Below are 26,141 nucleotides of genomic sequence, written 5' to 3' on the forward strand. Positions count from 1 at the left end.
CCGCGCTCATGCCAGCCGAGGGCCATCATGCCGCGCCGTATTTTCAAGCGATATATGCCCGACCCGGAGCGCATCAGGAGCGACAAGTCCCTGCGCTTCCTCGGCAAACTGCTCCACGATCCCAACCTCTGGCACCTCAATCGCCACTCGGTCGCCAGGGCCATGGCCGTCGGCTTGTTCGCCGCCTTCATCCCGCTGCCGCTGCAGATGCTGCTGGCCGCCTTGCTGGCCATCCCGGTACGCGCCAACCTGCCGATCTCCATCGGCCTGGTTTGGCTGACCAACCCGATCACCATGCCGCCGGTGTTCTACTGCACCTACAAGATGGGCGCCTGGCTGCTGCATGTGCCGCCGATCAGCCTGCCCGAGCACCTGAGCGTGGACTGGATCACCGGCGAACTAGCCGCCCTGTGGCAGCCGTTCCTGCTCGGCTCGATCGTGGTCGGCCTGCTCAGCGCCGTTCTCGGCTACTGCCTGACCATGCTCTACTGGCGCTGGTGGGTGAAGCACAACTGGCAGAAGCGCCAGCAACGCCGCCGGCATCCCTGAAGCGGACCTGCACCCCGGCAATTGCCCGCGCCTGCCCTGCGGCAGGCGCCCTTCCCTACTTCACCGTCACCAGACGCCCGTCTTCCAGGCGCAGCACGCGATCCATCTGCTGCGCCAGCGACGTGTCGTGGGTAACCACCAGAAAAGCGGTGTGCAGCGAGGTACTCAGCTCCAGCATCAGTTCCTGGATGCCGCGGGCCGTGTGGTGGTCGAGATTACCGGTCGGCTCGTCGAGCAACACCAGGCTCGGCTGGTTGACCAGCGCCCGGGCAATCGCCACGCGCTGACGCTCGCCGCCGGACAGCTCGGCCGGCTTGTGGCCCAGACGATGCCCCAGACCGACCCGCTGCAGCAGCGCGGTCGCCTTGGCGCGTGCCTCGCCAATCGGCATGCGGCCGATCAGCAGCGGCATGCACACGTTCTCCAGCGCACTGAATTCCGGCAACAGGTGATGGAACTGGTAGACGAAGCCCATCGCCCGATTGCGTAGCAGGCCGCGGGCCTTCTCGCTGAGCGCCGACAGTTGCTCGCCGGCCAGCCAGACGCTGCCCTCGCTGGGCGTATCCAGCCCGCCGAGCAGGTTGAGCAGAGTGGTCTTGCCCGAGCCCGAGCTGCCGATGATGGCCACGCGCTCTCCGGGCTGCAGGTTCAGCTCGACGCCGGCCAGCACTTCCACCGACTGCGGGCCTTCCTCGTAGCGCTTGCCCAGGTTGCGGCACTCCAGTACCGCCTTGTCGTTACTCATAACGCAGAGCCTCCGCCGGCTGGGTGCGTGCCGCCCGCCAGGCCGGGTACAGGGTGGCGAAGAAGCTCATCAGCAGCGCTGCGGAGCAGATCAGCACCACGTCCTCGACCCGCAGTTGCGACGGCAGGTAGTTGATGAAGTAGACGTCGGAGCTGAGAAACTTGCGCCCCAGCAGGCTCTCCAGCCCGGCCACCCAGGCGGTGACGTTGAGCGCGGAGATCACCCCGAGCACGCCACCGATCAGGGTACCGACCACACCGATCACCGAGCCCTGGACCATGAATACCAGCATGATCTGCCGCGGCGTCATGCCCAGGGTGCGCAGGATGGCGATGTCAGCCTTCTTGTCGGTCACCACCATCACCAGGGTGGAAATGATGTTGAACGCTGCCACCGCGACGATCAGCAGCAGCAGCAGACCGATCATGGTCTTCTCCATCTGGATCGCCTGGAACAGGCTGCCGTGGCTGCGGGTCCAGTCGCGAGCGACGTAATCGTCGCCCAGCTCGCCGGCGATCCGCCAGGCCACCTCGGGCGCCTGGAACAGGTCCTTGAGCTTGAGGCGCACGCCTTCCACCTGGTTTTCCTGCCAGCGCGACATGCGCGCGGCATCGCCGATGTGAATCAGCGCCAGCGAGCTGTCCAGCTCGGCGCCGACCTTGAACACGCCGACCACGGTGAAGCGTTTGAGCCGCGGGAACACCCCGGCCGGTGTCACCGAGGCCTCGGGCAGGATCAGGGTCAGCTTGTCGCCGACATCGACACCGAAACGCCGGGCGGTGATCTCGCCGACGACGATGCCGAACTCGCCGCTCTGCAGGTCGTCGAGGTTACCGCGGACCATGTGCTGGTCGATGATCGAGACGCTCTTCTCCGCCTCGGGCAACACTGCATTGACCAGCACCGGCTGCACCCCGCCACTGTGGGTGAGCATGCCCTGCAGCTGGCTGAACGGCGCCACCGCAGCAACCTCGGGATGCTTGGCCACCTTGGCGGCCAGCATCTGCCAGTCGTCGATCGGCTGGTGGCTGGTGATGGTGGCGTGCGGCACCATGCCGAGGATGCGCGTGCGCAGCTCGCGGTCGAAACCGTTCATCACCGAGAGCACCAGGATCATCACCAGCACGCCGAGGGCGAGACCGACCATCGAAGTGAGGGAGATGAACGAGATGAAGTGGTTGCGACGCTTGGCACGCGTGTAACGCATGCCGATAAACACGGGTAAGGGTCTGAACATGCTCGGGCTGCTTTGCAGGCGAAGGGAAGACGTCCGTTTGTCCGGCGCGGACCATGAGGAGACCGCGCACGCGGCCGGCAGTTCACCGGGCCGGCGGCAGTCTACCGCAAGCCTGTGCGCCGCGCATCGCCACAACGCTGCCGCGCGCCACCCTCTCCCCAAAGCCCGGACGACGTGCTAGAAGGCAGCATCAGCCTTATCCAGCAAGGAGCAGTCGTGACCCTCATCTATGGCCACCGCGGCGCCCGGGGCGAGGCCCCGGAAAACACTCTCGCCAGCTTCCAGCGCTGCCTCGAGCACGGCGTGACCCGCTGCGAGCTGGACCTGCACCTGTCCGCCGACGGCGAGCTGATGGTGATCCACGATCCGACCCTCAAGCGCACCACCGGCCAGCGCGGCAAGGTCGCCGCCCACCCGGCCAGCGAACTGGAGTGCCTGGACGCCCGCAGCGCCGGTCCGGCCTGGCCGCAGCCCTGCCCGATCCCGCGCCTGCGCACGCTGTTCGAGCACTGCCCGTTCGAGCACTGGCAACTGGAGGTGAAAAGCGCCTCGAAGGTCCGCGCCATGCGCACGGTGGAGGCCATCGTCGAGCTGACCCGCGAGTTCGGCCTGAGCCATCGGGTCACCGTCACCAGCAGCTCGCGCAGCGTGCTGCGCGCCCTGCAACAGCTGGCGCCGCAACTGGCCCGCGGCCTGGTGGCCGAATACGACTGGCTCGATCCACTGAAGGTGGCGCAGCGCTACCAGTGCAGCCTGCTGGCACTCAACTGGACGCTGTGCAGCCCCGAGCGCCTGCGCAAGGCGCAGCAGCTCGGGCTGCATGTCTCGGTATGGACGGTCAACGAACCGGCGCTGATGCGCCGGCTCGCCGACCTGGGCGTGGACAGCCTGATCACAGACTTTCCCGGTTTGGCCACTGCCACCCTCGGGAATCGCTGAGCGACCAGTCTCCGACCGGCTCAGGCCACCGGTCGGAGCCGCTCAAAAAAGCCGGTTGAGACCGTCGAACGCCGCCACCCGATAGGCCTCGGCCATGGTCGGATAGTTGAAGGTGGTGTTGATGAAATACTTGATGGTATTCGCCTCCCCCTTCTGGTTCATGATCGCCTGGCCGATGTGGACGATCTCCGACGCCTGGTAGCCGAAGCAGTGCACGCCGAGGATCTGCAGGGTGTCGCGATGGAAGAGGATCTTCAGCATGCCGACCCGCTCGTTGGAGATCTGCGCCCGCGCCATCGACTTGAAGAACGCCTTGCCGACCTCGTAGGGGATCTTCTCCTTGGTCAGTTCCTGCTCGTTCTTGCCGACCGAACTGATCTCCGGAATGGTGTAGATGCCGGTCGGCACGTCGTTGATGAAGTGCCAGTTGTCGTCCTCGACAATGCTGCCGGCGGCCGAGCGGCCCTGGTCGTAGGCGGCACTGGCCAGGCTCGGCCAGCCGATCACGTCACCGGCGGCGTAGATGCTCGGCACGTTGGTGCGGTAGTGCTGGTCGACGGCGATCTGCCCGCGGCTGTTGGCCTCGATGCCGACGTTCTCCAGGGCCAGCTTGTCGGTGTTGCCGGTGCGGCCGTTGCACCACAGCAGGGCGTCGGCCTTGATCTTCTTGCCCGACTTCAGGTGCAGCACCACGCCATGATCCTGGCCCTCGATGCGCTCGTACTCCTCGTTGTGACGGATCAGCACGTTGTTGTTGCGCAGGTGGTAGCTCAGCGCATCGGAGATTTCGTCGTCGAGGAAGCTGAGCAGCTGGTCGCGGTTGTCGATCAGGTCGACCAGCACGCCCAAACCACTGAAGATCGATGCATATTCGCAGCCGATCACCCCAGCTCCGTAGATGATCATCCGCCGCGGGGTGTGGCTGAGGGTGAGGATGGTGTCGCTGTCGTAGATCCGCGGATGGCTGAAGTCGACATCCGCCGGGCGGTAGGGACGCGAGCCGGTGGCGATCACCACCTGATTGGTCACCAGCTTTTCCACCACGCCATTGTGCGTCACCACCTCGATGGTGTGCTCGTCGGCAAAACTGGCGGTACCGAAGAACACGTCGACCCGATTGCGCGCGTAGTAGCCGGTACGCGAGGCGACCTGCTTGTCGATCACCAGCTCGGCGCTCTTCAGTACGTCGGGAAAGGAGAACCAGCGCGGCTCGCCGATCTGACGGAACATGGGATTGGTGTTGAACTGCAGGATCTGGCGGACCGAGTGACGCAGGGCCTTGGAGGGAATGGTGCCAAGGTGGGTGCAGTTGCCACCGACCAGCTTGCGGCTATCCACCACCGCCACTTTGCGCCCGCTCTTGGCGGCGCTCATCGCCGCCCCCTCACCCGCCGGGCCCGAGCCCAGCACCACTACGTCATAGTTGTAGACAGCCATCTGCTACTCCTTCAGGGACAAACTGCAACCCGCCCAGCGGGCGAGCACCACATCCGACATCGCACACTCGCGGCCAGCCTGCTGGCCTGCGTCGGCGTCGTAAATAAAAACGGGGCAGTGATCGCCACTGCCCCGTCGGGATTCATCTGCTGCGGGTGGCGTCGTAGGCCTGCACCGCCGCCATTTTGCTCTCACTCTCGCTGTTGGCTTCCTCGCACTTCTGGGTATCGCCACCGCAGATCGGGCAGTCATCCTTCTCGATGCCCAGGTTGGCGATACCGCCACAGGAGCCGGCAATCGGCTTGCGCCCCATGATCACGCCGATAGCCATGCCGAATACCACCAGCAGCATCAGCGCGAACGCCAGTAACCAGGTCATGGTCGATTCTCCTGCGCTGCGCTCAGCGCGGCAAAAGCCTTGGTCGCCCGGGTGACGTAGCCGTCGCCCTCACGGGTCACGAAGAACGCCGCAATACCCTGGCGCTCGGCCCACACTACCCCCTCTTCCGGCCCCAGCACCATTAGCAATGTGGATAAGCCGTCGGCCAGCAGGGCCTTGGGGTGCAGCACGGTCACCGCCGCCAGCTTGTGGGCGATCGGCGCCCCCGTGCGTGGATCCAGCGTATGCGAATAGCGCCGGCCATTTTCCTCGAAATAGTTGCGGTAGTCACCCGAGGTCGACACGCCATAGCCATCCAGCGTCAGGACCTTCTGCGCCACGCGCTGGTCGTCGCGCGGCTCCTCGATGGCGATGCGCCAGGCCGAGCCGTCCGGCTTGTGCCCTCGCGCCTTCAGCTCGCCGGTGGCCTCCACCAGGTAGCTGCTCACCCCCTGCTGCTCCAGCCAGGCGGCGATGCGGTCGACGGCGTGGCCGGCGGCGATGCTGTTGAAGTCCACCTGGGTCTCGGCGTCCTTGCACAGCTGCTCGCCGTCGATATGCAGGTGCTGGTGGCCGACGCGCTGGCGCACCGCGGCGATCGCCGCGGCCGAGGGCACCTGCTCGCCGCGCGCCTTGGGGCCAAAGCCCCACAGGTCGAGCAGCGGCTCGACGGTGAGGTCGAAGGCGCCGCCGCTCTGCAGCGCCAGGCCCTCGCCCAGGCGCACCAGCTCCAGCACGTCCGCCGGCATGGCCATGCAGCTGCCGGCCGCTGCGCGGTTGAAGCGCTCGATCAGCGAGTCGTCGCGGTAGGTGGACATCTGCTGGTCGACTTCGGCGAGGATGCCCTCGACCCCGGCCTGCAGGGTCTTGGCATCCGCCACGCCGTCGGCGCGCACGTACTTGATCGAGTAGGTGCTGCCCATGGTCGGCCCGCCGAAGGACTCCAGCGGGTCGGAAAACTGGCAGCCCGCCAGCGCCACCGCACAGGCGGCAGCGACCAGGGGGCGCAGGAACGCGGCGAGGGCCACGGGGCTAACCGCCGAAGTCGTCGAGCAGGATGTTCTCCCGCTCCACGCCCAGGTCGAGCAGCATCTTGATCACCGCGGCGTTCATCATCGGCGGCCCGCACATGTAGAACTCGCAGTCCTCGGGCGCCGGATGGTTCTTCAGGTAATTCTCGAACAGCACGTTGTGGATGAAGCCTTTGAGGCCGCTCCAGTTGTCCTCGGGCTGCGGATCGGACAGCGCCAGGTGCCACTGGAAGTTGGGATTTTCCGCCTGCAGCCGGTCGTACTCCTCGACGTAGAACGCCTCGCGCATCGAGCGCGCGCCGTACCAGAAGCTGATCTTGCGCGTCGACTTGAGGCGCTTGAGCTGGTCGAGGATGTGCGAGCGCATCGGCGCCATGCCGGCACCGCCGCCGATGAACACCATCTCGGCGTCGGTATCCTTGGCGAAGAACTCGCCGAACGGGCCGTACACGGTGATCTTGTCGCCCGGCTTGAGGTTGAACACGAAGGAGGACATCTTGCCCGGCGGGATGTCGTCGCGACCCGGCGGCGGCGAGGCGATGCGGATATTGAACTTCACGATCCCCTTTTCTTCCGGGTAGTTCGCCATCGAATAGGCGCGGATGGTGGGCTCGTCCACCTTCGAGACATAGCGCCACATGTTGAACTTGTCCCAGTCGCCGCGATACTCCTCCTGGATGTCAAAGTCCTTGTACTTGACAACATGCGGCGGGCATTCCAGCTGTACGTAACCGCCGGCGCGGAAGTCGACATGCTCGCCTTCCGGCAGGCGCAGGGTCAGCTCCTTGATGAAGGTGGCGACGTTGGGGTTGGACTCCACCGTGCATTGCCACTTCTTCACGCCGAACACTTCCTCCGGCACCTCGACCTTCATGTCCTGCTTGACCGGGGTCTGGCAGGACAGGCGCCAGCCTTCCTTGGCCTGGCGGCGGGTGAACTGCGCCTCCTCGGTGGGCAGCATCTCGCCGCCACCCGACTCGACGATGCACTTGCACTGCGCGCAGGTGCCGCCGCCGCCACAGGCGGAAGACAGGAAGATGTTGTTGGCCGCCAGGGTCTGCAGCAGCTTGCCGCCGGCCGGCACGGTGATGGTGCGCTCGCCGTTGATGACGATGTTCACGTCGCCGCTGGAGACCAGCTTGGCACGGGCGGCGAGGATCATCACCACCAGCGCCAGGACGATGGCGGTGAACATGCCGATGGCGAGAAACAGCTCGAAATTGATCATCTGCTCATCCCGTCCTTAGAGCTGCACGCCGGAGAAGGACATGAAGCCCAGCGACATCAGTCCGATGGTGATGAAGGTGATGCCCAGGCCCTGCAGGCCGGCCGGCACATCGCTGTACTTGAGCTTCTCGCGCACGCCGGCGAGCACGGCGATCGCCAGCGCCCAGGAGAAGCCCGAACCGAGGCCGTAGACCACGCTTTCCGAGAAGTTGTAGTCGCGCTCGACCATGAACAGCGAGCCGGCCATGATCGCGCAGTTCACTGTGATCAGCGGCAGGAACACGCCCAGCGCGTTGTAGAGCGAGGGCACGTACTTGTCGAGGAGCATCTCGAGGATCTGTACGATGGCGGCGATCACGCCGATGTAGCTGAGCAGGCCGAGGAAGCTGAGATCCACTTCCGGCAGCCCGGCCCAGGCCAGCGCGCCTTCCTTGAGCAAGTAGGTGTACAGCAGGTTGTTGGCCGGCACGGTGATGGTCTGCACCACCACCACGGCGATGCCCAGGCCGATCGCCGTTTCCACCTTCTTGGACAGCGCGATGAAGGTGCACATGCCGAGGAAGAAGGCCAGCGCCATGTTCTCCACGAATACGGCCTTCACGAACAGGCTGAGGTAGTGTTCCATCAATAGGCCTCCTTGCTCTGCACCTGCGGTGCCATCTTGAAGCTGGGCGCCTCGACCTGCTCCCTCTTCCAGCTGCGTAGGGCCCAGATGATCAGACCGATTAGGAAGAACGCCGAGGGCGGCAGCAGCAGCAGACCGTTGGGCAGATACCAGCCGCCGTCATTGACCACCGGGATGATCTCGAAGCCGAGCAGCTTGCCGGCGCCGAACAGCTCGCGGAACACGCCGAGCACGATCAGCATGGCGCTGTAGCCCAGGCCGTTGCCGATGCCGTCGAAGAACGACAGCAGCGGCGGGTTCTGCATGGCGAAGGCTTCGGCGCGGCCCATCACGATGCAGTTGGTGATGATCAGGCCGACGAACACCGACAGCTGCTTGGCCAGACTGAAGGCATAGGCCTTGAGGATCTGGTCGACCACGATCACCAGGGACGCGATGATCACCATCTGCACGATCATGCGGATCGAGCTGGGGATCTGGCTGCGCACCAGCGAGATGAACAGGTTGGAGCAGCCGGTCACCAGGGTCAGGGCGATCGACATCACCAGCGCGGTCTTCAGGTTGGAGGTCACCGCCAGCGCCGAGCAGATGCCGAGGATCTGCAGGCCGATGGGGTTGTTGTGGAAGACGGGATTGAGCAGAACTTCCTTGATCGTCGGTTGCGCCATGATCAGGCCTCCCCGGCACGCAGGTGAGCGATAAACGGACCGAAACCGTTCTGGCCGAGCCAGAACTGCAGTAGGTTATGCACGCCCTTGCTGGTCAGCGTGGCGCCGGCGAGGCCGTCCACCTGATGCGTGGCCTGCGCGCTCTGCGGATCGACCGTCCCCTTGATGATCTGTACCACCGGTGCGCCCTGCGCGTCGAACAGGGTCTTGCCCGGCCACAATGCCTTCCACTTCGGGTTGTCCACCTCGCCGCCCAGACCGGGGGTCTCGGCATGCTGGTAGAAGCCGAAGCCGGCCACCGTGTTGAGGTCGCCCTTGACCGCCATGAAGCCGTGCAGGGTCGACCACAGACCGTAGCCGCGCACCGGCAGGATCAGGGTTTCCAGCTGGCCGTCGGTCTCCACCAGATAGACGGTGGTGAAGCGCTCGCGACGCTTGATCGAGGCGATGTCCTGCGCGCCCGGCAGGGCGTCGGACAGCGCGGGATCCTTGGCCGCCTTGAGCGGATCGAAGGTCGCCGCGTCCTGGGCATCGGTGAACTTGCCTGTCTGCAGGTCGACCACGCGCATGCGGATGCGCTCGGCGAACAGCGCCTTGACCTGCTTGCCGGACATCTCGGCATCGCCCAGGCCGGCGATGGCCAGGATGCTGCGCTGCTTGTCCAGCTGACGGTTCTCGACCTGGGTCGGCTTGAGCATCACCGCGGCACCGGCGACGAACACCGAGCACACCAGGCAGACCACCAGCGCCACCATCAAGGTGCGGACAGTGGATTCCTTTTGACTAGACATGGCGCGCCAGCCTCCGCTTGATATTGGCCTGAACGACGAAGTGGTCGATCAGCGGTGCAAACAGGTTGGCGAACAGGATCGCCAGCATCATGCCTTCCGGGAAGGCTGGGTTGACCACGCGGATCAGCACCACCATCAGGCCGATCAGCGCACCGAACAGCCACTTGCCGGTGTGGGTCATCGACGCCGACACCGGGTCGGTGGCCATGAAGATCATGCCGAAGGCGAAGCCGCCGACCACCAGGTGCCAGTACCAGGGCATGGCGAACAGCGGATTGCTGTCCGAACCAATGGCATTGAACAGGGCGCTGGTGGCGATCATGCCGAGCATCACGCCGGCGACGATGCGCCAGGCGGCGATCTTGGTCAGCAGCAGCACGGCACCGCCGATGAAGATGGCCAGGGTACTGGTTTCGCCGATCGAGCCGTGCTCGAAGCCGAGGAAGGCGTCCAGCCAGCTGACGCCCTGGCCGACGATGGCGTCCACGCCACCGGCCGCCGCCAGGCTCAGGCTGGTGGCGCCGGCATAGCCATCCACCGCAGTCCATACGCCATCGCCGGACAGTTGCGCCGGGTAGGCAAAAAACAGGAAGGCACGGCCGACCAGCGCCGGATTGAGGAAGTTCTTGCCGGTGCCGCCGAACACCTCCTTGCCGATCACCACGCCGAAGCTGATGCCCAGCGCCACCTGCCACAACGGAATGCTCGGCGGCAGGATCAGGGCGAACAGCACCGAGGTGACGAAGAAGCCTTCGTTGACCTCATGACGGCGCACGGAAGCGAACAACACCTCCCAGAAGCCGCCGACCAGGAAGGTCACCAGGTAGATCGGCAGGAAGTATGCGGCGCCCTGCACGAAGCAGTCCCACAGGCTGTGCGGGTCGAAGCCGGCGAGCATGCCGACCAGCGCGAAGCGCCAGCCGTCCTGCGCCGCCAGCAGCTCGGGGCTCTGGGCGAAGATCAGGTTGGCCTGGTGGCCGGTGTTCCACATGCCGAAGAACATCGCCGGGAAGGTGCACAGCCAGACGGTGATCATCATGCGCTTGAGGTCGATGCCGTCGCGCACGTGGGCGGTGGTCCGGGTCACGCTGGCGGGGCGATAGAAGAAGGTGTCCATCGCCTCGTAGAGGGCGTACCACTTCTCGTATCTGCCGCCCTTTTCGAAGTTGTGCTCGATCTTGTCGAGAAATTCGCGCATTCCCATGGTCAACCCTCCTTTTCGATGCGGGTCAGGTTATCCCGCAGGATCGGACCGTATTCGTACTTGCCGGCGCAGACGTAGCTGCACAGCGCCAGGTCTTCCTCGTCCAGCTCGAGGGCACCGAGCTTCTGCGCCATCTCGGTATCGCCGACGATCAGGTAGCGCAGCAACTGGGTCGGCAGGATGTCCAGCGGCATCACCTGCTCGTAGTTGCCGACCGGCACCATCGCCCGCGGACTGCCGTTGGTGGTGGTGCTGAAGGCGAACTTCTTGGCGGCTAGCAGCTTGGAGACGAACACGTTGAGCACCGAGTGCTTGTCCACACCGGCGCGCAGGTAGTGCAGCAGCTCGCGGTCGGTGCCTTCGCGCAGGCAGGACACCTGCAGGTGGTAGCGGCCGAGGAAGGCGGCGGCGCCACGGGAAGTACGCCCGCCGAACACCGAGCCGGAAATCACCCGATTATGTCCGGACTGCAGTTCGCCAGCGGTCAGCTCGTCCAGACTGGCGCCCAGGCGGGTGCGTAGCAGGCGCGGCTGTTCCACCACCGGACCGGCCAGGGCGACCACCCGCTCGGTCCACAGCTGGCCCGTGGTGAACAGCTTGCCAACGGCGACCACGTCCTGGTAGTTGATGGTCCACACGCTCTTGGTCGCGCTGACCGGATCGAGGAAGTGGATGTGGGTACCGGCCAGGCCGGCCGGATGCGGGCCGGCGAAGCTCTCGGTGCTGACGCCGACAGTCCCCTCGCCGGCCAGGCTGACTCCCTCGGCCTTGCACAGGAACACCTTGGCCAGGCGGGCGAGCACCTGCAGGCCATTCTCGAAGTCGGCCGCATGCTCGGCGATGATCGGCGCCGGATCGGCAGCCAGTGGCTGGGTATCGATGGCACTGACGAAGATCGAACTGGGCGTCGCGTCGACGGCCGGGACCTTGCTGAACGGGCGGGTACGCAGCGCGGTCCACAGGCCCGAGTCCTGCAGGTTCTCGCGCACCAGGCGGCCATCGAGATTGGCCAGTTGGCCAGCGGGATAGCTGGCGAAGGTGATCTGCTCGTCGCCCTCCACATCGACGACCACGGACTGCAGCACGCGCTGCTCGCCACGGTGGATGGCGCTCACCACGCCGGCGGCCGGCGCCGTGTAGTTCACCCCAGGGGTCTTCTTGTCGGAGAACAGGACCTGGCCAAGCTTCACTCGATCACCGACCTGCACCTGCATCGTGGGCTTCATGCCGTGATAGTCGAAGCCAACCAGCGCCACACTGCGTACCGGCCGCGCGGCCTCGATACGTTGCACGGGGGCGCCGGTGATGGGCAGGTCCAGTCCACGTTTGATTCTTATCATCCGCTTAGCCCAATCAGTAATAATTAAACAAACAAGGATGTCGTGTGTCGTCCAAGCCGGCCATGGCCGCCACGCTGACGACCATGGATTGTCGGACACCCCACACGAACCACACCCCTAGTGCAAAAATCCGGCCAATTATATGGACTCCCTCCCCAGACTGACCACCCGAAACGTCCAACTGATCCGGTGCGGAAACAACCAGAAACAACCCTCTTAACTCCGGCCCGGAAATGCAAAACGGGAGCCGAAGCTCCCGTTTTTTTTCACCCTATTGCGCGGATCAGCGCGGGAAGGACAGCGGGTTGACCCCGGCCACGTCTTCCAGCACACGCACTACCTGGCAGCTGTAACCGAACTCGTTGTCGTACCACACGTACAGCACGACGCGGTTGTCGTTGCAGATGGTGGCTTCGGCATCGACCACGCCGGCATGGCGGGAGCCAACGAAGTCGGTGGACACCACTTCCGGCGAGTTGGTGAAGTCGATCTGCTTGTGCAGTTCGGAGTGCAGCGCCATGTGGCGCAGGTACTCGTTGATCTCGTCGCGGCTGGTGGCCTTTTCCAGGGTCAGGTTGAGGATGGCCATGGAAACGTTCGGCGTCGGCACGCGGATGGCATTGCCGGTCAGCTTGCCCTTGAGCACCGGCAGGGCCTTGGCGGCGGCAGTGGCGGCACCGGTCTCGGTGATCACCATGTTCAGCGCGGCACTGCGGCCACGACGGTCGCCCTTGTGGAAGTTGTCGATCAGGTTCTGATCGTTGGTGTAGGAGTGCACGGTCTCCACGTGACCATGGGCGATGCCGAACTTGTCGTAGACCGCCTTCAGCACCGGCACGATGGCGTTGGTGGTGCAGGAGGCCGCCGAGAGGATCTTGTCCTCGCCGGTGATCAGGCCGTGGTTGATGCCGTGGACGATGTTCTTGATCTCGCCCTTGCCCGGCGCGGTCAGCAGCACGCGAGCCACGCCCGGGCACTTGAGGTGCTGGCCGAGGCCTTCGGCATCGCGCCACTTGCCGGTGTTGTCGACGACGATGGCGTCCTTGATGCCGTAGGCGGTGTAGTCCACCGAGGTCGGATCGTTGGAGTAGATCACCTGGATCAGGTTGCCATTGGCGAGGATGGTGTTGTTTTCCTCGTCGATGGTGATGGTGCCGTTGAACGGACCATGCACGGAGTCGCGGCGCAGCAGGCTGGCACGCTTGACCAGATCGTTCTCGGCGCCCTTGCGCACGACGATGGCACGCAGGCGCAGACCTTCGCCGCCACCGCTCTTCTCGATCATGATGCGCGCCAGCAGGCGACCGATACGACCGAAGCCGTAGAGCACCACGTCGGTGCCTTCGCGCTTCTCGCCACCCTGCTTGCCAACCACCTCGGCCAGCTCTTCGCGGACGAACTGTTCGATGCTGCGGCCGTTGCCTTCCTGCTTGAACTTGACCGCCATGCGGCCGAGGTCGACGGAAGCGGCACCCAGTTCCAGAGTGCTCAGAACCTGCAGGATCGGGAAGGTGTCGTGTACGGACAGCTCGGCATCGTCGATCTGACGGGCGAAGCGATGCACCTTGAGAATGCCGATTACCGAACGCTTGATCAGGCCGCGACCATAGATCGAGGTCACCACATTGTTGTTGCGGTAGAGCTGGCCGATCAGCGGAATCATGGCCTCGGCAAGGGCCTCGCGGTCAATCCACTCACCAAGGCACTGGTCGGTCTTCTGGGTCACGGTCGATACCTTCCACATGTAGGGGTTTGCACAAAGGGCTACATTATGACGACCCCGACGCTTTCGGGCAACGTGCCCTCCCGCCGACACTGACAGCTGGCGCGCCCGCCCGCTACAATCGCGACTTTGTCGCCATCCCGAGCCGCCCGTGACCGTACTGCGTCTTCCGAGCCTGCCGGCCGCCGCCGGCAAACAACACTGGGGCAACCTGCCCGGCGCCGCCCAGAGCCTGGCTATCGCCGAGGCCGCCGGCGCCTCCCGGCGCTTCACCCTGCTGTTGACCGAGGGCAGCCAGAGCGCCGAGCGCCTGCAGGAGGAGCTGCGCTTCTTCGCCCCCGACCTGCCGGTGCTGCACTTCCCCGACTGGGAAACCCTGCCCTACGACGTGTTCTCGCCGCACCAGGACATCATCTCGCAGCGCATCGCCGCCCTCTACCAGCTGCCCGAACTCAGCCGCGGCGTGCTGGTGGTGCCGATCGCCACCGCCCTGCACCGCCTGCCGCCGCCGACTTTCCTGCTCGGCTCCAGCCTGGTGCTGGATGTCGGCCAGCGCCTCAACGTCGAGGCCACCCGTACGCGCCTGGAAGCCGCCGGCTACCGCTGCGTGGACACCGTCTACGAGCACGGCGAGTTCGCCGTGCGCGGCGCGCTGCTCGACCTCTACCCGATGGGCAGCGCGCTGCCGTATCGCATCGACCTGTTCGACGACGAGATCGAGACCCTGCGCACCTTCGACCCCGAGACCCAGCGCTCGGTGGACAAGGTCGACTCGGTGCGCCTGCTGCCGGCGCGCGAGTTCCCGCTGGAAAAGAAGGCGGTGGCCGACTTCCGCGCGCGCTTTCGCGAGCGCTTCGACGTCGACTACCGGCGCTGCCCGCTGTACCAGGACCTGTCCAGCGGCCTGGTGCCGGCCGGCATCGAGTACTACCTGCCGCTGTTCTTCGAGCAGACCGCGACCCTGTTCGACTACCTGCCGAGCGACACCCAGGTGTTCTCCCTGCCCGGCATCGAGCAGGCTGCCGAGCAGTTCTGGAGCGACGTGCGCAGCCGCTACGAGGACCGCCGCGTCGACCCCGAGCGCCCGCTGCTGCCGCCGGCCGAGCTGTTCCTGCCGGTGGAGGACTGCTTCGCCCGCCTGAAGGGCTGGCCGCGGGTGATCGCCGCCCAGCAGGACCTCGAGCCCGGCGTCGGCCGCGAGCGCTTCAGCGCCCGCACCCTGCCCGACCTGGCGATCCAGGCCAAGGCCGGCGAGCCGCTGGCCGCGCTGCGCCGCTTCCTCGAGGACTACCCCGGCCGCGTGCTGTTCTGCGCCGAATCGGCGGGACGCCGCGAGGTGCTGCTGGAGCTGCTCGCCCGCCTCAAGCTCAAGCCGCGGGAAGTCGACGGCTGGCCCGCCTTCGTCGCCGCCGGCGAGCGCCTGGCGATCACCATCGCGCCGCTGGACGAGGGCCTGCTGCTCGACGAGCTGGCGCTGATTCCGGAAAGCCCGCTGTTCGGCCAGCGCATCATGCAGCGCCGCCGTCGCGAGAAGGGCCACGGCGGCGGCGACAACGTGATCAAGAACCTCACCGAGCTGCGCGAGGGCGCGCCGGTGGTGCACATCGACCACGGCGTCGGCCGCTATCAGGGCCTGGTTACCCTGGAAGTCGAGGGCCAGGCCGCCGAATTCCTCATGCTCGAATACGCCGAGGAAGCCAAGCTCTACGTGCCGGTGGCCAGCCTGCACCTGATCGCCCGCTACACCGGCAGCGACGACGCGCTGGCGCCGCTGCACCGCCTCGGTTCGGAAACCTGGCAGAAGGCCAAGCGCAAGGCCGCCGAACAGGTGCGCGACGTCGCCGCCGAACTGCTCGACGTCTACGCCCGCCGCGCCGCCCGCCAGGGCTTCGCCTTCCAGGATCCGCAGCTCGACTACGAAACCTTCAGCGCCGGCTTCCCCTTCGAGGAGACGCCCGACCAGCAGGCCGCCATCGACGCGGTGCGCGAGGACATGCTCGCGGCCAAGCCGATGGACCGCCTGGTCTGCGGCGACGTCGGCTTCGGCAAGACCGAGGTGGCCATGCGCGCCGCCTTCATCGCAGTGCACAGCGGCAAGCAGGTGGCGGTGCTGGTACCCACCACCCTGCTCGCCCAGCAGCACTACAACAGTTTCCGCGACCGCTTCGCCGACTGGCCGGTGAAGGTCGAGGTGATGAGCCGCTTCAAGTCGGCCAAGGACGTCGCCGCCGCCGCCGCCGAGCTGGCCGAAGGCAAGATCGACATCATCATCGGCACCCACAAGCTGCTGCAGGACGACGTCAAGTTCCACGACCTCGGCCTGGTGATCATCGACGAGGAACACCGCTTCGGCGTGCGCCAGAAGGAACAGCTCAAGGCCCTGCGCAGCGAGGTGGACATCCTCAACCTGACCGCCACGCCGATCCCGCGCACGCTGAACATGGCGGTAGCGGGCATGCGCGACCTGTCGATCATCGCCACCCCGCCGGCGCGGCGGCTGTCGGTGCGCACCTTCGTCATGGAGGCCAACCAGCCGACCATCAAGGAGGCCCTGCTGCGCGAGCTGCTGCGCGGCGGCCAGGTCTACTACCTGCACAACGAGGTGAAGACCATCGAGAAGTGCGCCGCCGACCTGGCCGAACTGGTGCCCGAGGCGCGCATCGGCATCGGCCACGGACAGATGCGCGAGCGCGAGCTGGAACAGGTGATGGGCGACTTCTACCACAAGCGCTTCAACGTGCTGGTGGCCTCGACCATCATCGAGACCGGCATCGACGTGCCCAGCGCCAACACCATCATCATCGAGCGCGCCGACAAGTTCGGCCTGGCCCAGCTGCACCAGCTGCGCGGCCGGGTCGGCCGCAGCCACCACCAGGCCTACGCCTACCTGCTCACTCCGCCGCGCAAGCAGATGACCGACGACGCGCAGAAGCGCCTGGAAGCCATCGCCAACGCCCAGGACCTCGGCGCCGGCTTCGTGCTGGCCACCCACGACCTGGAGATCCGCGGCGCCGGCGAACTGCTCGGCGAAGGCCAGAGCGGGCAGATCCAGGCGGTCGGCTTCACCCTGTACATGGAAATGCTCGAACGCGCGGTCAAGGCGATCCGCAAGGGCGAGCAGCCCAACCTCGAGCAGCCGCTGGGCGGCGGCCCGGAGATCAACCTGCGCCTGCCGGCATTGATCCCCGAGGACTACCTGCCGGACGTGCATGCACGGCTGATCCTCTACAAGCGCATCGCCTCGGCCGAGGACGAGCGCGCGCTCAACGAGCTGCAGGTGGAGATGATCGACCGTTTCGGCCTGCTGCCGGAGCCGGCGAAGAACCTGATGCGCCTGACCCTGCTCAAGCTGCAGGCCGAGCAACTGGGCATCAAGAAGGTCGACGCCGGCCCGCAGGGCGGGCGCCTCGAGTTCGCCGCCGACACCCCGGTCGAGCCGCTGACCCTGATCAAGCTGATCCAGAGCGCGCCTGCCCGCTACAAGTTCGAAGGCGCCACCGTGTTCAAGTTCCAGGTGCCGATGGAGCGCCCGGAACAGCGCTTCAATACCCTGGAGGCGCTGTTCGAGCGCCTGACCCCGCCCTCCGCCTGAAGGAAAACCCCATGCTCCGACTGCTCCGCCCCCTGCTGGTCTCGCTGCTGCTGATCGCCCCGTCGGCCTTCGCCGAAGCGCTGTACCAGGTCGAACTGATCGTGTTCCGCCAGGCGGAAAAGCCGCTCAACGCCAGTCAGCCTTCGCCCGAGGACTGGGCCGGCAACGCGCTCACCATCGCCCCGGAAAGCGAGCGCGGCCCGGCCCTGACCGGCGATGCCGAAAAGCTTGCCGGCAAGGGCTACCAGATCGTGCTGCACAAGGCCTGGCAACAGGGCGTCGGCAGCAGCCCGGCGCCGGTGCGCTTCGTCACCGGCAAGGAACGCGACGGCCACTTCCCGGTCGAGGGCGTGCTCGACCTGACCCAGGGCCGCCAGCTCGAGTTGAACCTGCAGACCTGGGTCAACCAGTTCAACCGCGACGGCTTCCTCGCCAGTAGCGAGCGCCTGCAGATCCAGCGGCGCCTGATCCCCGGCCAGCCGACCTACCTCGACCACCCGAGCATCGGCGCGCTGATCCGCGTCACTCCGCTCTGAGCAGCAACGCCAGACGGCAAAAAGGGCGGCAGATCGAATCTGCCGCCCTTTTTGTTGGCCAGCGGGGTGGCTGTCAGGCCGCCAGTACGCGGCGCAGCACTGCCTTCACCTTGCCCATGCCATCAGCCAGCGCCTGCTCGATCTCGGCCATGGTGATGATGCCGGTGGACTTGCCGGCCGCCGGATTGACCACCAGCGCCAGGCAGGCGTAGGGCAGCTCCAGCTCGCGGGCCAGCGCCGCCTCGGGCATGCCGGTCATGCCGACGATGTCGCCGCCGTCGCGCTCCAGGCGGGCGATCTCCGCCACCGTCTCCAGGCGCGGCCCCTGGCTGCAGGCGTACACGCCGCGACCGCTGAAGTCGCAGCCCTCGGCACGCAGGGCGGCGATCAGTTGCTGGCGCAGGTCTTCGTCGTAGGGATGGCTGAAGTCGATATGGGTGACGTGGTCCAGCTCGCCCTCGAAGAAGGTCGAGCCGCGCCCCCACGTGTAGTCGATCAGCTGGTGCGGCACGCAGAAGTGGCCGGTGCCCATCGCGGCGTGAATGCCGCCCACCGCGTTGACGGCGAGGATCGCCTCGGCGCCGGCCGCCTGCAGCGCCCACAGGTTGGCGCGGTAGTTGACCTGGTGCGGCGGGATGCGGTGCGGGTGGCCGTGGCGAGCGAGGAACAGCACCTCGCGGCCGCCGAACTCGCCGCGCAGCACGTCCGCCGAGGGCTTGCCCCAGGGCGTGTCCAGAGTGACGGCTTCGCGAATGGTCAGCCCTTCCAGCTGGGTCAGTCCGGTACCGCCGATGATGGCTACAACGCTCATCCAGTTCTCCTCAGATCAGATCAGTCCGGCGGCGCGCAGCGCGCCCACCGCTTCCAGCCAGCGCGGCTGGGCACGGTAGTCCTGGCCCGGCCAGCTCCGTGCGCGCATCCGCGCCAGGCGCGCGGGCGGCTGCACGCCGCGCCGCTGCAGATAGTCCAGCGCCTGCTCGGCGGCGCCGCGGTCGTTGCACACCAGGGCCATGTCGCAGCCGGCATCCAGCGCCGCCGCCACCCGCGCATCGGCAGCACCGGCGACGTGGGCGCCGGCCATGCTCAGGTCGTCGCTGAAGATCACCCCCTGGTAGCCCAGCTCGCCGCGCAGGATGTCCTGCAGCCAGCGGCGCGAGAATCCGGCCGGCTGCGCGTCGACCTGCGGGTAGATCACGTGGGCCGGCATGATGCCGTCGAGCTGCGGCGCGAGGGCGACGAAGGGCTGCAGGTCGCAGGCGCGAATCTCGTCCAGCGAGCGCTCGTCGCGCGGAATGGCCACATGCGAATCCGCCTCGGGCCAGCCGTGGCCGGGGAAGTGCTTGCCGGTGGCGGCCATGCCGGCCTCACGCATGCCGGCGATGAAGGCCGCGGCCAGTTGGCTGACCCGCGCGGGATCGCTGCCGAAGGCGCGCGAGCCGATCACCGTGCTGCGCCCGTGGTCAAGGTCGAGCACCGGCGCGAAGCTGAAGTCGAGACCGACCGCCAGCACCTCGGTGGCCATCAGCCAGCCGCACTGGCCGGCCAGGCGCGGCGCATCCGGTGCGGCGGCCAGCGCCTGCATCGACGGCAGGCGCACGAAGCCCTGGCGCAGGCGCTGCACCCGGCCGCCTTCCTGGTCCACCGCCAGCAGCAGGTCGGGACGCTCGGCGCGGATCGCCGCGCACAGCTCACGCACCTGCTGCGGGTGCTCGATGTTGCGGGCGAACAGGATCAGCCCGCCCACCTCCGGCTGGCGCAGCAGGCGACGATCCTCGGCCGTCAGCCAGGTGCCGGCGATATCCAGCATCAGCGAACCAGACATGAAAAACTCCTCAGTGCAGCGCGGCCAGCCGCCATTGCGGCTGCGGCGCCTCGTCGATGATCACGGAACAGTGCGGCGGCACCTGCTCGAACAACGCCAGCAGGTCGGTGTTGCGCAGGCGGATGCAGCCGTGCGACAGCGGCGCGCCCAGCGGCTCGCTGTCGGGAGTACCGTGCAGGTAGATGTAGCGGCGGAAGGTGTCGACCGCGCCGAGGCGGTTGCGCCCCGGCTCGCAGCCGCTCAGCCACAGGATGCGGGTGAGGATCCAGTCGCGCTGCGGATGCTGCGCCGCCAGCTCGGGCGACCAGACCTCGCCGGTCCAGCGCCGGCCGACCAGCACCGCCCCCAGCGGCAGATCGGCGCCGATCTTCGCCCGCACCTGGTGGCGGCCGCGCGGGGTGCACCCCGAGCCCTGCCGTTCGCCCGGCCCATTGAGGGCGGTGGACACCGGCAGGCGCAGGCACAACCGGCCCGCGGCGAAGCCGTACAGGCACTGGTCGGCGATGGAAATGTGCAGCAGATCGAGCATGGCGGCGGCGGCAGTCATAGGGGCCACTAGCTTAGCCGATCCACCTGGGCGCGGCACCCACGGGTTATTTGCCGTGGTTGTTCGCCTTGCCGTTGCGCCGCGGACGGGCCGCAATCAAGGCAGGGTCGGTCAGCGCACTGTCGGCGCGCATGCCGGCGGCCATGAACGGCACGAGAAGACTCAGCACCTGCTCGGCCGAGGCATCCACGTCGAAGTCGCGGGCAACGACCTCGCGCAACCCCTCGATGCCGGCCATGCTGAAGGTCGCCGCGCCGAGCATGAAATGCACCCGCCAGAACAGCTCCAGCGGTGGTACACCCGGCAGCGCATCTTGCAACAGTTGCAGGTAGCGACGAAACACCTTGCCGTACAGGCCGGCAAGGTAACTACGCAGATGACGCTGGTGCTCGCGCACGGCCATGCCGAGCAGGCGCATGAACACCCGGAGGTTGCTGCTGCCCTGGCTGACCTCCAGCGCCAGCGCCACCAGCAATTCGAGCAGCTCCTCAAGCGTTGCGGGCTTGCCCTCGCGGCTCTCCAGCTCGTCCTCGAGGCGCTGGCAGAACGGCCCGAGAAAACGCACGAATACCGCCTGGATCAGCGCGTCCTTGGAGCCGAAGTGATAATTGACCGCCGCCAGATTGACCCCCGCCTTGGCGGTGATCAAGCGCAGCGAGGTCTCAGTGAAGCCCTTCTCGGCAAACAACTGCTGCGCCGCGTCGAGAATCCGTTCAACTGTTGCAGACTCAACCATGACCACTCCATCAGTCAGACATCTGCCCCAAGCCCCGGGAACAATCTAGTCATCTGACAAGTATGGCAGGCTCCGACTGCAGCGCCAGAAAGCCGCGACGACCGGGAAGGGTTTGCGGGCACCATAACCCTGTATATACTTCCAGCCATTGGATAAGACAGAGCCCGCCCCATGCAGAAACTGACTCCGCGCCAGGGCGAAATCCTGGCTTTCATCAAGACCTGGCTGGACGCGCACGGCTATCCACCCACCCGTGCCGAAATCGCCCAGGAGCTGGGCTTCCGCTCGCCGAATGCGGCCGAGGAGCATCTGCGCGCGCTGGCCCGCAAGGGCGCCATCGAGATGATTCCCGGCGCCTCGCGGGGCATCCGCATTCCCGATAGCGCACCGACGCTGCGCGAAGGCGAACTGCCGATCATCGGTCGGGTCGCTGCCGGTGCGCCCATCCTCGCCGAGCAGCATATCGAGGACAGCTGCCGGATCAGCCCGGAATTCTTCCACCCGCGCGCCGACTTCCTGCTGCGCGTGCACGGCATGAGCATGAAGGACGTCGGTATTCTCGATGGCGACCTGCTCGCCGTGCATGCCTGCCGCGAGGCGGTCAACGGGCAGATCGTGGTGGCGCGGATCGGAGATGAAGTGACGGTCAAGCGTTTCCAGCGCCGCGGCAAGCGCGTGCAGCTGCTGGCGGAAAACCCGGAATTCGCCCCGATCGTGATCGACCTGGAGCAGCCGGATCAGGAGTTCGTCATCGAAGGGCTGAGCGTCGGCGTCATTCGCCGCTAGACGCCGTCGCCAGGGTCCGCTGCGAATGCTGCGGGCCGCGGGGAGTCAACTCAAAGATCGAGCGCGGCGACTCAGTGCAGCACCCGCGGCTCGTCGCTGTACTCATGCTCGTAGTCGCCGTCGGCCATGCTGCCGGCCATCTGTACGCCAAGATTGAACATCGCCTTGGCCACCTCGATATGCTGCCCCAGCAGGAAGGCCTTGGCATCCTCGGAAAACTCGAGGGTCACCAAGGCCTCTTCGTCGTCGCCACGACGCAGGACGATACGGCCATCGGGCAATTCCACGATTTCCAGGAAGGAGGTCGGCATGGGGAGGAAGCTCCGCGAAAAAAGGCCAGCATTGTAACAGTGCCATGCCTCACGCCCTAGCGTGACGACGGCATCCGCTGGCCACGCGTCGGACAAACGCGCCGCCAGATCACCCGGCGGCACCCCCGCCCGCCTGCGTGCCGCGCAGGCGATGGCTCTCACCACTCGCTCATGCCTTCGCGAAAGCGCGCGGCCAGCGCCTTGATCTGCTGCTGCCAGTCGACGAGGCTGTCCAAGGCCAGCTCGCTCTCCTCGGCCTGGCCGCCCACATCGACCGCCGTGATCAGCGCCAGCGCCGGGTCGACCTTGGCCTTCTTCGCCTCGCGCGGCGGCTCGAACAGCTGGCGATAGGCCGCCAGCAGCTGACCCAGCCAGCTCTGCCGGTCCTGCGCCAGATCGACCAGCTCGGCCAGCTCCGGGCTGGGCGCAGCGTCGAGGACCTCGCGGGTGAGCAGCTGCTCGACCTGCGGCGCAGCCGCCTGGGGCAAACGATAGTAGCCGGCGATCTCGTGACCCAGCCCGAGCACTGCGCCATACAGATGGAACAGCGCGCCTTCGCGAGCGGCCTGGATCTGCGTGCGGGCATTCAGCGCCTGCGCCGCGTCGGCGGCACGCCAGGCGTCCAGCGCCAGACCGGCGAAGTAGAGTTTCTGGTTGGTACGGGTGTACAGCTCGTTGGCCATGGCGGACTCCTCGACAGAAGTCCAAGTATACGCTGGCGACACCCCACCGGTCGCCGGCGGGAGCCGGCCTGCGCAGGAGCCAGCCGGCTCCGGAACCGCTGCCCCACAAAGCACAACCGGCCGGGCGTCTGCACGCTCCGGCCGGTTGTGTTCAAGCGACAGGCGGCGGACTCAGCGCTTGTCTTCCACCGTCCACTTGCCGTCGGCATAGAACGCGCGCCAGCCGCTGGGCTTGCCGTCCACCTCGCTCTGCACGTACTGCTCCTTGGTCTTGCGACTGAAGCGGATCACCGCCGGGCGGCCGTCCGGATCCTGCTGCGGGGCGTCGAGCAGGAAGTGGTACTTGGCGTCCAGCTCGTCCTTGTGCGGAATCAGCTCGGAAACCAGCGGGGCGCGGGTTTCGCGGTTCTTCGGGAACAGGCTGGCGGCAAGGAACAAACCCGAGGCGCCGTCACGCAGCACGTAGACGTCGTCGACCTTGGCGCAGCGCAACTCCGGCATCTTGATCGGGTCGATCTTCGGCGGCGCCGCCTCGCCGTTCTTGAGCAGCTTGCGGGTGTTCTTGCAGGCGCTGTTGGTGCAGCCGAAGAACTTGCCGAAACGGCCGGTCTTCAGCTGCATCTCGCTGCCGCACTTGTCGCACTCCAGGCTCGGGCCTTCGTAGCCCTTGATACGGTACTGGCCTTCCTCGATCTCGTAACCCGAGCAGTCCGGGTTGTTGCCGCAGATGTGCAGCTTGTGCTGCTCGTCGAGCAGGTAAGCGTCCATCGCCGTGCCGCACTTGGCGCAGCGGCGCTTGCTGCGCAGCACGCGGGACTCCGATTCGCCCTCGTCGTCGGCGGCAATCTCGTCGCCGGGAATCAGGTTGACCGTGGCCTTGCAGCGCTCCTTGGGCGGCAGCGCGTAGCCGGAGCAGCCGAGGAACACGCCGGTGGAGGCGGTACGGATGGTCATCGGCCGACCGCATTCCTTGCACGGAATATCGGTCAGCGTCGGCAGGTTGGCGCGCATGCCGCTGTCGCTGGCCGCAGCTACCTCGAGCTTGTTCTTGAAGTCGCCGTAGAACTCGTCGAGCAGGTGCTTCCACTCGCGTTCGCCCTGGGCGACGTCGTCGAGGTGCTCCTCCATGCCGGCGGTGAAGCCGTAGTCCATCAGGTGGGCGAAGCTCTCCGACAGCCGCTCGGTGACGATGTCGCCGATCTTCTCGGCGTAGAAGCGGCGGTTTTGCAGGGTCACGTAGCCGCGCTCCTGGATGGTCGAGATGATCGCCGCATAGGTCGAGGGACGACCGATGCCGCGCTTTTCCATCTCCTTGACCAGACTGGCTTCCGAGTAGCGCGCCGGCGGCTTGGTGAAGTGCTGGGCCGGCTCGAGCTGGAGCAGCTCGAGCCGGTCGCCCTGGAGCATGTCGGGCAGCACGTCGTCCTCGCCCGGCTTGCCCTGCGACGGCTGCACGCGGGTGAAGCCGTCGAACTTGAGGATGCGGCCCTTGGCGCGCAGCTCGAAGTCGCCGGCCTTGACCGTGACGCTGGTGGACAGGTACTCGGCCGGCGGCATCTGGCAGGCGACGAACTGGCGCCAGATCAGCTCGTACAGGCGCTCGGCGTCGCGCTCCATGCCGGTCAGCTGGGTCGGCTTGAGGTTGACGTCGGAAGGACGGATCGCCTCGTGCGCTTCCTGGGCGCCTTCCTTGCTGCTGTAGACGTTCGGCTTGGCCGGCAGGTACTGCTGGCCGAACTCGCCCTCGATGAAGCCGCGCGCCATGTCGATGGCATCCTGCGACAGGTTGGTCGAGTCGGTACGCATGTAGGTGATGTAGCCGGCCTCGTACAGGCGCTGAGCCATCATCATGGTCTTCTTCACCCCGAAGCCCAGGCGGTTGCTCGCCGCCTGCTGCAGGGTGGAGGTAATGAAGGGCGCGGACGGCTTGCTCGAAGTCGGCTTGTCCTCGCGCTTGGCCACCTGGTAGGCGGCGGACTTGAGCGCCGCCACGGCAGCCATCGCCTGGGCTTCGTTGACCGGCTTGAACGCCTCGCCGTGCTGGCGGGCCACCTCGAAGCGCACCTTGGCCTGCTTGGCGGTTGCCAGGTCGGCATGCACATCCCAGTACTCTTCCGGGACGAAGGCGCGGATCTCGCGCTCGCGGTCCACCACCAGCTTCACCGCCACCGACTGCACGCGGCCGGCGGACAGGCCACGAGCGATCTTGGCCCACAGCAGCGGCGAGACCATGTAGCCGACCACGCGGTCGAGGAAACGCCGCGCCTGCTGGGCGTTGACCCGGTTGATGTCCAGCTCGCCGGGCTGGGCGAAGGCGTCCTGGATGGCCTTCTTGGTGATCTCGTTGAACACCACGCGCTTGTAGCGGCTGTCGTCGCCGCCGATGGCCTCGCGCAGGTGCCAGGCGATCGCCTCCCCCTCTCTATCCAAGTCGGTTGCGAGATAGATGGTGTCGGCATCCTTGGCCAGACGGCGCAACTCCTCGATCACCTTCTCCTTGCCGGGCAGGATCTCGTACTGGGCCTTCCAGCCGTGCTCGGGATCGATGCCCATGCGCGCGAACAGCTGGCGCTTGGCCTTTTCCTTGGGCGACAACGCCGGCGCTTCGGCCGCGGCGGCCTTGCCGCGCTTGACCGGCTCCTTGCTGGCCGAGCCGCTGGTGGGCAGGTCGCGGATATGACCGATGCTCGACTTCACCACGTACTGGTTGCCCAGGTACTTGTTGATCGTCTTGGCCTTGGCCGGTGATTCCACGATGACCAGAGATTTGCCCATGAATCGGAGAGTTCCTGAAAAGATGTCGAGATGAACGGCGAGGACCGTCGGCGCAAAATATGCAATTAAATGCAACTGCACCCTGATAAAGCCACGCTATATATAGTGGCCCGCGCAACGAGGTCAAGCACGGGGCGGCGACGGATCGTCCTCAGCGTAGCGAAACTCCACCCTTTCGCTGCGCTCTAGGGCAAAGCGCGGCAACGCCTCCCCCTCCACCTCCACGGTTTCCAGAAACATCGCCAGCGGCCGCACCCACAGGCCGTAGTCGCCATACAGCGCCTGGTAGACCACCAGCTCTTCCTCGGTCTCGGAGTGCCGGGCCAGACCCAGCACGCGATACTCGCGGCCCTTGTAGTGACGGTAGAGCCCAGTTTGCAGCGTCATGCACATCGCCCTCATGGTGTCGCTAAAACGAGAACCGGGGCACACAGCCCCGGTTCTCGACCAATGGGCTA

The 26,141-nt window shown here is 66.3% G+C and carries 25 protein-coding genes; 5 read left to right on the plus strand and 20 right to left on the minus strand.

The window, feature by feature from the left end; all coding sequences use genetic code 11:
• Window positions 1–27: 27 nt before the first annotated feature.
• Window positions 28–549 (plus strand): DUF2062 domain-containing protein, encoded by a 522-nt coding sequence (locus tag KRX52_RS00765; protein WP_217679239.1) that lies wholly within the window; start codon window positions 28–30, stop codon window positions 547–549.
• Window positions 550–604: 55 nt separating this feature from the next.
• On the opposite strand, the gene lolD is transcribed toward KRX52_RS00765, so the two are convergent.
• Window positions 605–1,294 carry a lipoprotein-releasing ABC transporter ATP-binding protein LolD gene (gene lolD, locus KRX52_RS00770; protein WP_217679240.1) on the minus strand — a complete coding sequence of 230 codons (690 nt, stop codon included), beginning with the start codon at window positions 1,292–1,294 and terminating at the stop codon, window positions 605–607.
• Window positions 1,287–2,531 (minus strand): lipoprotein-releasing ABC transporter permease subunit, encoded by a 1,245-nt coding sequence (locus KRX52_RS00775; RefSeq protein ID WP_217679241.1) that lies wholly within the window; start codon window positions 2,529–2,531, stop codon window positions 1,287–1,289. Before KRX52_RS00775 ends, lolD begins: the two co-directional genes overlap by 8 nt.
• Before the next feature lie 216 nt (window positions 2,532–2,747).
• Between KRX52_RS00775 and KRX52_RS00780 the strand changes: the two genes are divergently transcribed.
• Window positions 2,748–3,470 (plus strand): glycerophosphodiester phosphodiesterase, encoded by a 723-nt coding sequence (locus tag KRX52_RS00780; protein ID WP_217679242.1) that lies wholly within the window; start codon window positions 2,748–2,750, stop codon window positions 3,468–3,470.
• A gap of 42 nt (window positions 3,471–3,512) precedes the next feature.
• On the opposite strand, the gene sthA is transcribed toward KRX52_RS00780, so the two are convergent.
• The 10 genes from sthA to KRX52_RS00830 all read right to left on the minus strand — a co-directional run bounded on the left by sthA (window position 3,513) and on the right by KRX52_RS00830 (window position 13,916).
• Window positions 3,513–4,907: a Si-specific NAD(P)(+) transhydrogenase gene (gene sthA / locus KRX52_RS00785; protein WP_217679243.1), complete on the minus strand. Its 1,395-nt coding sequence runs from the start codon at window positions 4,905–4,907 to the stop codon at window positions 3,513–3,515.
• Window positions 4,908–5,049: 142 nt separating this feature from the next.
• The gene (gene nqrM / locus KRX52_RS00790; protein ID WP_217679244.1) at window positions 5,050–5,286 is read right to left on the minus strand and encodes a (Na+)-NQR maturation NqrM; all 237 of its coding nucleotides are present in this window, start codon (window positions 5,284–5,286) and stop codon (window positions 5,050–5,052) included.
• Window positions 5,283–6,209, minus strand: a complete 927-nt coding sequence (locus tag KRX52_RS00795) for an FAD:protein FMN transferase (RefSeq protein WP_217679489.1) — start codon at window positions 6,207–6,209, stop codon at window positions 5,283–5,285. Before KRX52_RS00795 ends, nqrM begins: the two co-directional genes overlap by 4 nt.
• A gap of 109 nt (window positions 6,210–6,318) precedes the next feature.
• Window positions 6,319–7,545, minus strand: coding sequence for an NADH:ubiquinone reductase (Na(+)-transporting) subunit F (gene nqrF / locus KRX52_RS00800; protein ID WP_217679245.1), 1,227 nt, complete (start codon window positions 7,543–7,545; stop codon window positions 6,319–6,321).
• A gap of 15 nt (window positions 7,546–7,560) precedes the next feature.
• Window positions 7,561–8,169, minus strand: a complete 609-nt coding sequence (nqrE, locus tag KRX52_RS00805) for an NADH:ubiquinone reductase (Na(+)-transporting) subunit E (RefSeq protein ID WP_217679246.1) — start codon at window positions 8,167–8,169, stop codon at window positions 7,561–7,563.
• Window positions 8,169–8,843, minus strand: a complete 675-nt coding sequence (locus KRX52_RS00810) for an NADH:ubiquinone reductase (Na(+)-transporting) subunit D (RefSeq protein WP_217679490.1) — start codon at window positions 8,841–8,843, stop codon at window positions 8,169–8,171. The genes nqrE and KRX52_RS00810 overlap by 1 nt, the downstream gene beginning before the upstream one ends.
• Complete coding sequence (locus KRX52_RS00815; RefSeq protein ID WP_217679247.1) at window positions 8,840–9,628, minus strand: Na(+)-translocating NADH-quinone reductase subunit C; 789 nt, start codon at window positions 9,626–9,628, stop codon at window positions 8,840–8,842. Before KRX52_RS00815 ends, KRX52_RS00810 begins: the two co-directional genes overlap by 4 nt.
• A complete protein-coding gene (locus KRX52_RS00820) occupies window positions 9,621–10,832 on the minus strand; it encodes an NADH:ubiquinone reductase (Na(+)-transporting) subunit B (protein ID WP_217679248.1) in 1,212 nt (403 codons plus the stop codon). The genes KRX52_RS00815 and KRX52_RS00820 overlap by 8 nt, the downstream gene beginning before the upstream one ends.
• 2 nt (window positions 10,833–10,834) lie before the next feature.
• Window positions 10,835–12,172 carry a Na(+)-translocating NADH-quinone reductase subunit A gene (locus KRX52_RS00825; RefSeq protein ID WP_217679249.1) on the minus strand — a complete coding sequence of 446 codons (1,338 nt, stop codon included), beginning with the start codon at window positions 12,170–12,172 and terminating at the stop codon, window positions 10,835–10,837.
• 283 nt (window positions 12,173–12,455) lie between these two features.
• Complete coding sequence (locus KRX52_RS00830; RefSeq protein ID WP_217679250.1) at window positions 12,456–13,916, minus strand: glyceraldehyde-3-phosphate dehydrogenase; 1,461 nt, start codon at window positions 13,914–13,916, stop codon at window positions 12,456–12,458.
• A gap of 130 nt (window positions 13,917–14,046) precedes the next feature.
• Here KRX52_RS00830 and mfd point away from each other — a divergent pair, with 130 nt between their 5' ends.
• The gene (gene mfd / locus KRX52_RS00835) at window positions 14,047–17,487 is read left to right on the plus strand and encodes a transcription-repair coupling factor (protein WP_217679251.1); all 3,441 of its coding nucleotides are present in this window, start codon (window positions 14,047–14,049) and stop codon (window positions 17,485–17,487) included.
• 11 nt (window positions 17,488–17,498) lie between these two features.
• Entirely contained in the window at window positions 17,499–18,023 is a 525-nt protein-coding gene (locus KRX52_RS00840; RefSeq protein WP_217679252.1) for a CsiV family protein, read from the plus strand.
• Between the two features lie 73 nt (window positions 18,024–18,096).
• On the opposite strand, the gene KRX52_RS00845 is transcribed toward KRX52_RS00840, so the two are convergent.
• Genes KRX52_RS00845 through KRX52_RS00860 form a run of 4 tightly spaced genes read right to left on the minus strand, consistent with a single transcriptional unit; the run spans window position 18,097 to window position 21,128 of the window.
• A complete protein-coding gene (locus tag KRX52_RS00845) occupies window positions 18,097–18,834 on the minus strand; it encodes an S-methyl-5'-thioinosine phosphorylase (protein ID WP_217679253.1) in 738 nt (245 codons plus the stop codon).
• 15 nt (window positions 18,835–18,849) lie between these two features.
• Window positions 18,850–19,845, minus strand: a complete 996-nt coding sequence (nagZ, locus tag KRX52_RS00850; protein ID WP_217679254.1) for a beta-N-acetylhexosaminidase — start codon at window positions 19,843–19,845, stop codon at window positions 18,850–18,852.
• A gap of 10 nt (window positions 19,846–19,855) precedes the next feature.
• Complete coding sequence (locus KRX52_RS00855; protein WP_254797300.1) at window positions 19,856–20,392, minus strand: L,D-transpeptidase; 537 nt, start codon at window positions 20,390–20,392, stop codon at window positions 19,856–19,858.
• A gap of 46 nt (window positions 20,393–20,438) precedes the next feature.
• Window positions 20,439–21,128, minus strand: a complete 690-nt coding sequence (locus tag KRX52_RS00860) for a TetR/AcrR family transcriptional regulator (protein WP_217679255.1) — start codon at window positions 21,126–21,128, stop codon at window positions 20,439–20,441.
• Between the two features lie 171 nt (window positions 21,129–21,299).
• Here KRX52_RS00860 and lexA point away from each other — a divergent pair, with 171 nt between their 5' ends.
• On the plus strand, window positions 21,300–21,914 hold the full coding sequence (lexA, locus tag KRX52_RS00865) for a transcriptional repressor LexA (protein ID WP_217679256.1): 615 nt from the start codon (window positions 21,300–21,302) through the stop codon (window positions 21,912–21,914).
• Window positions 21,915–21,985: 71 nt separating this feature from the next.
• On the opposite strand, the gene KRX52_RS00870 is transcribed toward lexA, so the two are convergent.
• The 4 genes from KRX52_RS00870 to KRX52_RS00885 all read right to left on the minus strand — a co-directional run bounded on the left by KRX52_RS00870 (window position 21,986) and on the right by KRX52_RS00885 (window position 26,070).
• Window positions 21,986–22,225 carry a hypothetical protein gene (locus tag KRX52_RS00870; RefSeq protein WP_217679257.1) on the minus strand — a complete coding sequence of 80 codons (240 nt, stop codon included), beginning with the start codon at window positions 22,223–22,225 and terminating at the stop codon, window positions 21,986–21,988.
• Between the two features lie 158 nt (window positions 22,226–22,383).
• Window positions 22,384–22,908, minus strand: coding sequence for a DUF6586 family protein (locus KRX52_RS00875; protein ID WP_217679258.1), 525 nt, complete (start codon window positions 22,906–22,908; stop codon window positions 22,384–22,386).
• A 171-nt stretch (window positions 22,909–23,079) separates the two neighbouring features.
• A complete protein-coding gene (topA, locus tag KRX52_RS00880) occupies window positions 23,080–25,683 on the minus strand; it encodes a type I DNA topoisomerase (protein ID WP_217679259.1) in 2,604 nt (867 codons plus the stop codon).
• Window positions 25,684–25,806: 123 nt separating this feature from the next.
• Entirely contained in the window at window positions 25,807–26,070 is a 264-nt protein-coding gene (locus KRX52_RS00885) for a DUF1653 domain-containing protein (protein WP_217679260.1), read from the minus strand.
• Between the last annotated feature and the right edge of the window lie 71 nt (window positions 26,071–26,141).

Origin of the sequence: Geopseudomonas aromaticivorans (genome assembly GCF_019097855.1) — a bacterium.
Lineage (GTDB): Bacteria > Pseudomonadota > Gammaproteobacteria > Pseudomonadales > Pseudomonadaceae > Geopseudomonas > Geopseudomonas aromaticivorans.

Coding starts and splice junctions, on each gene's coding strand:
- KRX52_RS00765 (WP_217679239.1), top strand. CDS start 28: ATGCCGCGCCGTATTTTCAAGCGATATATGCCCGACCCGGAGCGCATC.
- lolD (WP_217679240.1), bottom strand. CDS start 1,294: ATGAGTAACGACAAGGCGGTACTGGAGTGCCGCAACCTGGGCAAGCGC.
- KRX52_RS00775 (WP_217679241.1), bottom strand. CDS start 2,531: ATGTTCAGACCCTTACCCGTGTTTATCGGCATGCGTTACACGCGTGCC.
- sthA (WP_217679243.1), bottom strand. CDS start 4,907: ATGGCTGTCTACAACTATGACGTAGTGGTGCTGGGCTCGGGCCCGGCG.
- nqrM (WP_217679244.1), bottom strand. CDS start 5,286: ATGACCTGGTTACTGGCGTTCGCGCTGATGCTGCTGGTGGTATTCGGC.
- KRX52_RS00795 (WP_217679489.1), bottom strand. CDS start 6,209: ATGGGCAGCACCTACTCGATCAAGTACGTGCGCGCCGACGGCGTGGCG.
- nqrF (WP_217679245.1), bottom strand. CDS start 7,545: ATGATCAATTTCGAGCTGTTTCTCGCCATCGGCATGTTCACCGCCATC.
- nqrE (WP_217679246.1), bottom strand. CDS start 8,169: ATGGAACACTACCTCAGCCTGTTCGTGAAGGCCGTATTCGTGGAGAAC.
- KRX52_RS00815 (WP_217679247.1), bottom strand. CDS start 9,628: ATGTCTAGTCAAAAGGAATCCACTGTCCGCACCTTGATGGTGGCGCTG.
- KRX52_RS00820 (WP_217679248.1), bottom strand. CDS start 10,832: ATGGGAATGCGCGAATTTCTCGACAAGATCGAGCACAACTTCGAAAAG.
- KRX52_RS00825 (WP_217679249.1), bottom strand. CDS start 12,172: ATGATAAGAATCAAACGTGGACTGGACCTGCCCATCACCGGCGCCCCC.
- KRX52_RS00830 (WP_217679250.1), bottom strand. CDS start 13,916: ATGTGGAAGGTATCGACCGTGACCCAGAAGACCGACCAGTGCCTTGGT.
- KRX52_RS00840 (WP_217679252.1), top strand. CDS start 17,499: ATGCTCCGACTGCTCCGCCCCCTGCTGGTCTCGCTGCTGCTGATCGCC.
- KRX52_RS00845 (WP_217679253.1), bottom strand. CDS start 18,834: ATGAGCGTTGTAGCCATCATCGGCGGTACCGGACTGACCCAGCTGGAA.
- nagZ (WP_217679254.1), bottom strand. CDS start 19,845: ATGTCTGGTTCGCTGATGCTGGATATCGCCGGCACCTGGCTGACGGCC.
- KRX52_RS00855 (WP_254797300.1), bottom strand. CDS start 20,392: ATGACTGCCGCCGCCGCCATGCTCGATCTGCTGCACATTTCCATCGCC.
- KRX52_RS00860 (WP_217679255.1), bottom strand. CDS start 21,128: ATGGTTGAGTCTGCAACAGTTGAACGGATTCTCGACGCGGCGCAGCAG.
- lexA (WP_217679256.1), top strand. CDS start 21,300: ATGCAGAAACTGACTCCGCGCCAGGGCGAAATCCTGGCTTTCATCAAG.
- KRX52_RS00870 (WP_217679257.1), bottom strand. CDS start 22,225: ATGCCGACCTCCTTCCTGGAAATCGTGGAATTGCCCGATGGCCGTATC.
- KRX52_RS00875 (WP_217679258.1), bottom strand. CDS start 22,908: ATGGCCAACGAGCTGTACACCCGTACCAACCAGAAACTCTACTTCGCC.
- topA (WP_217679259.1), bottom strand. CDS start 25,683: ATGGGCAAATCTCTGGTCATCGTGGAATCACCGGCCAAGGCCAAGACG.
- KRX52_RS00885 (WP_217679260.1), bottom strand. CDS start 26,070: ATGACGCTGCAAACTGGGCTCTACCGTCACTACAAGGGCCGCGAGTAT.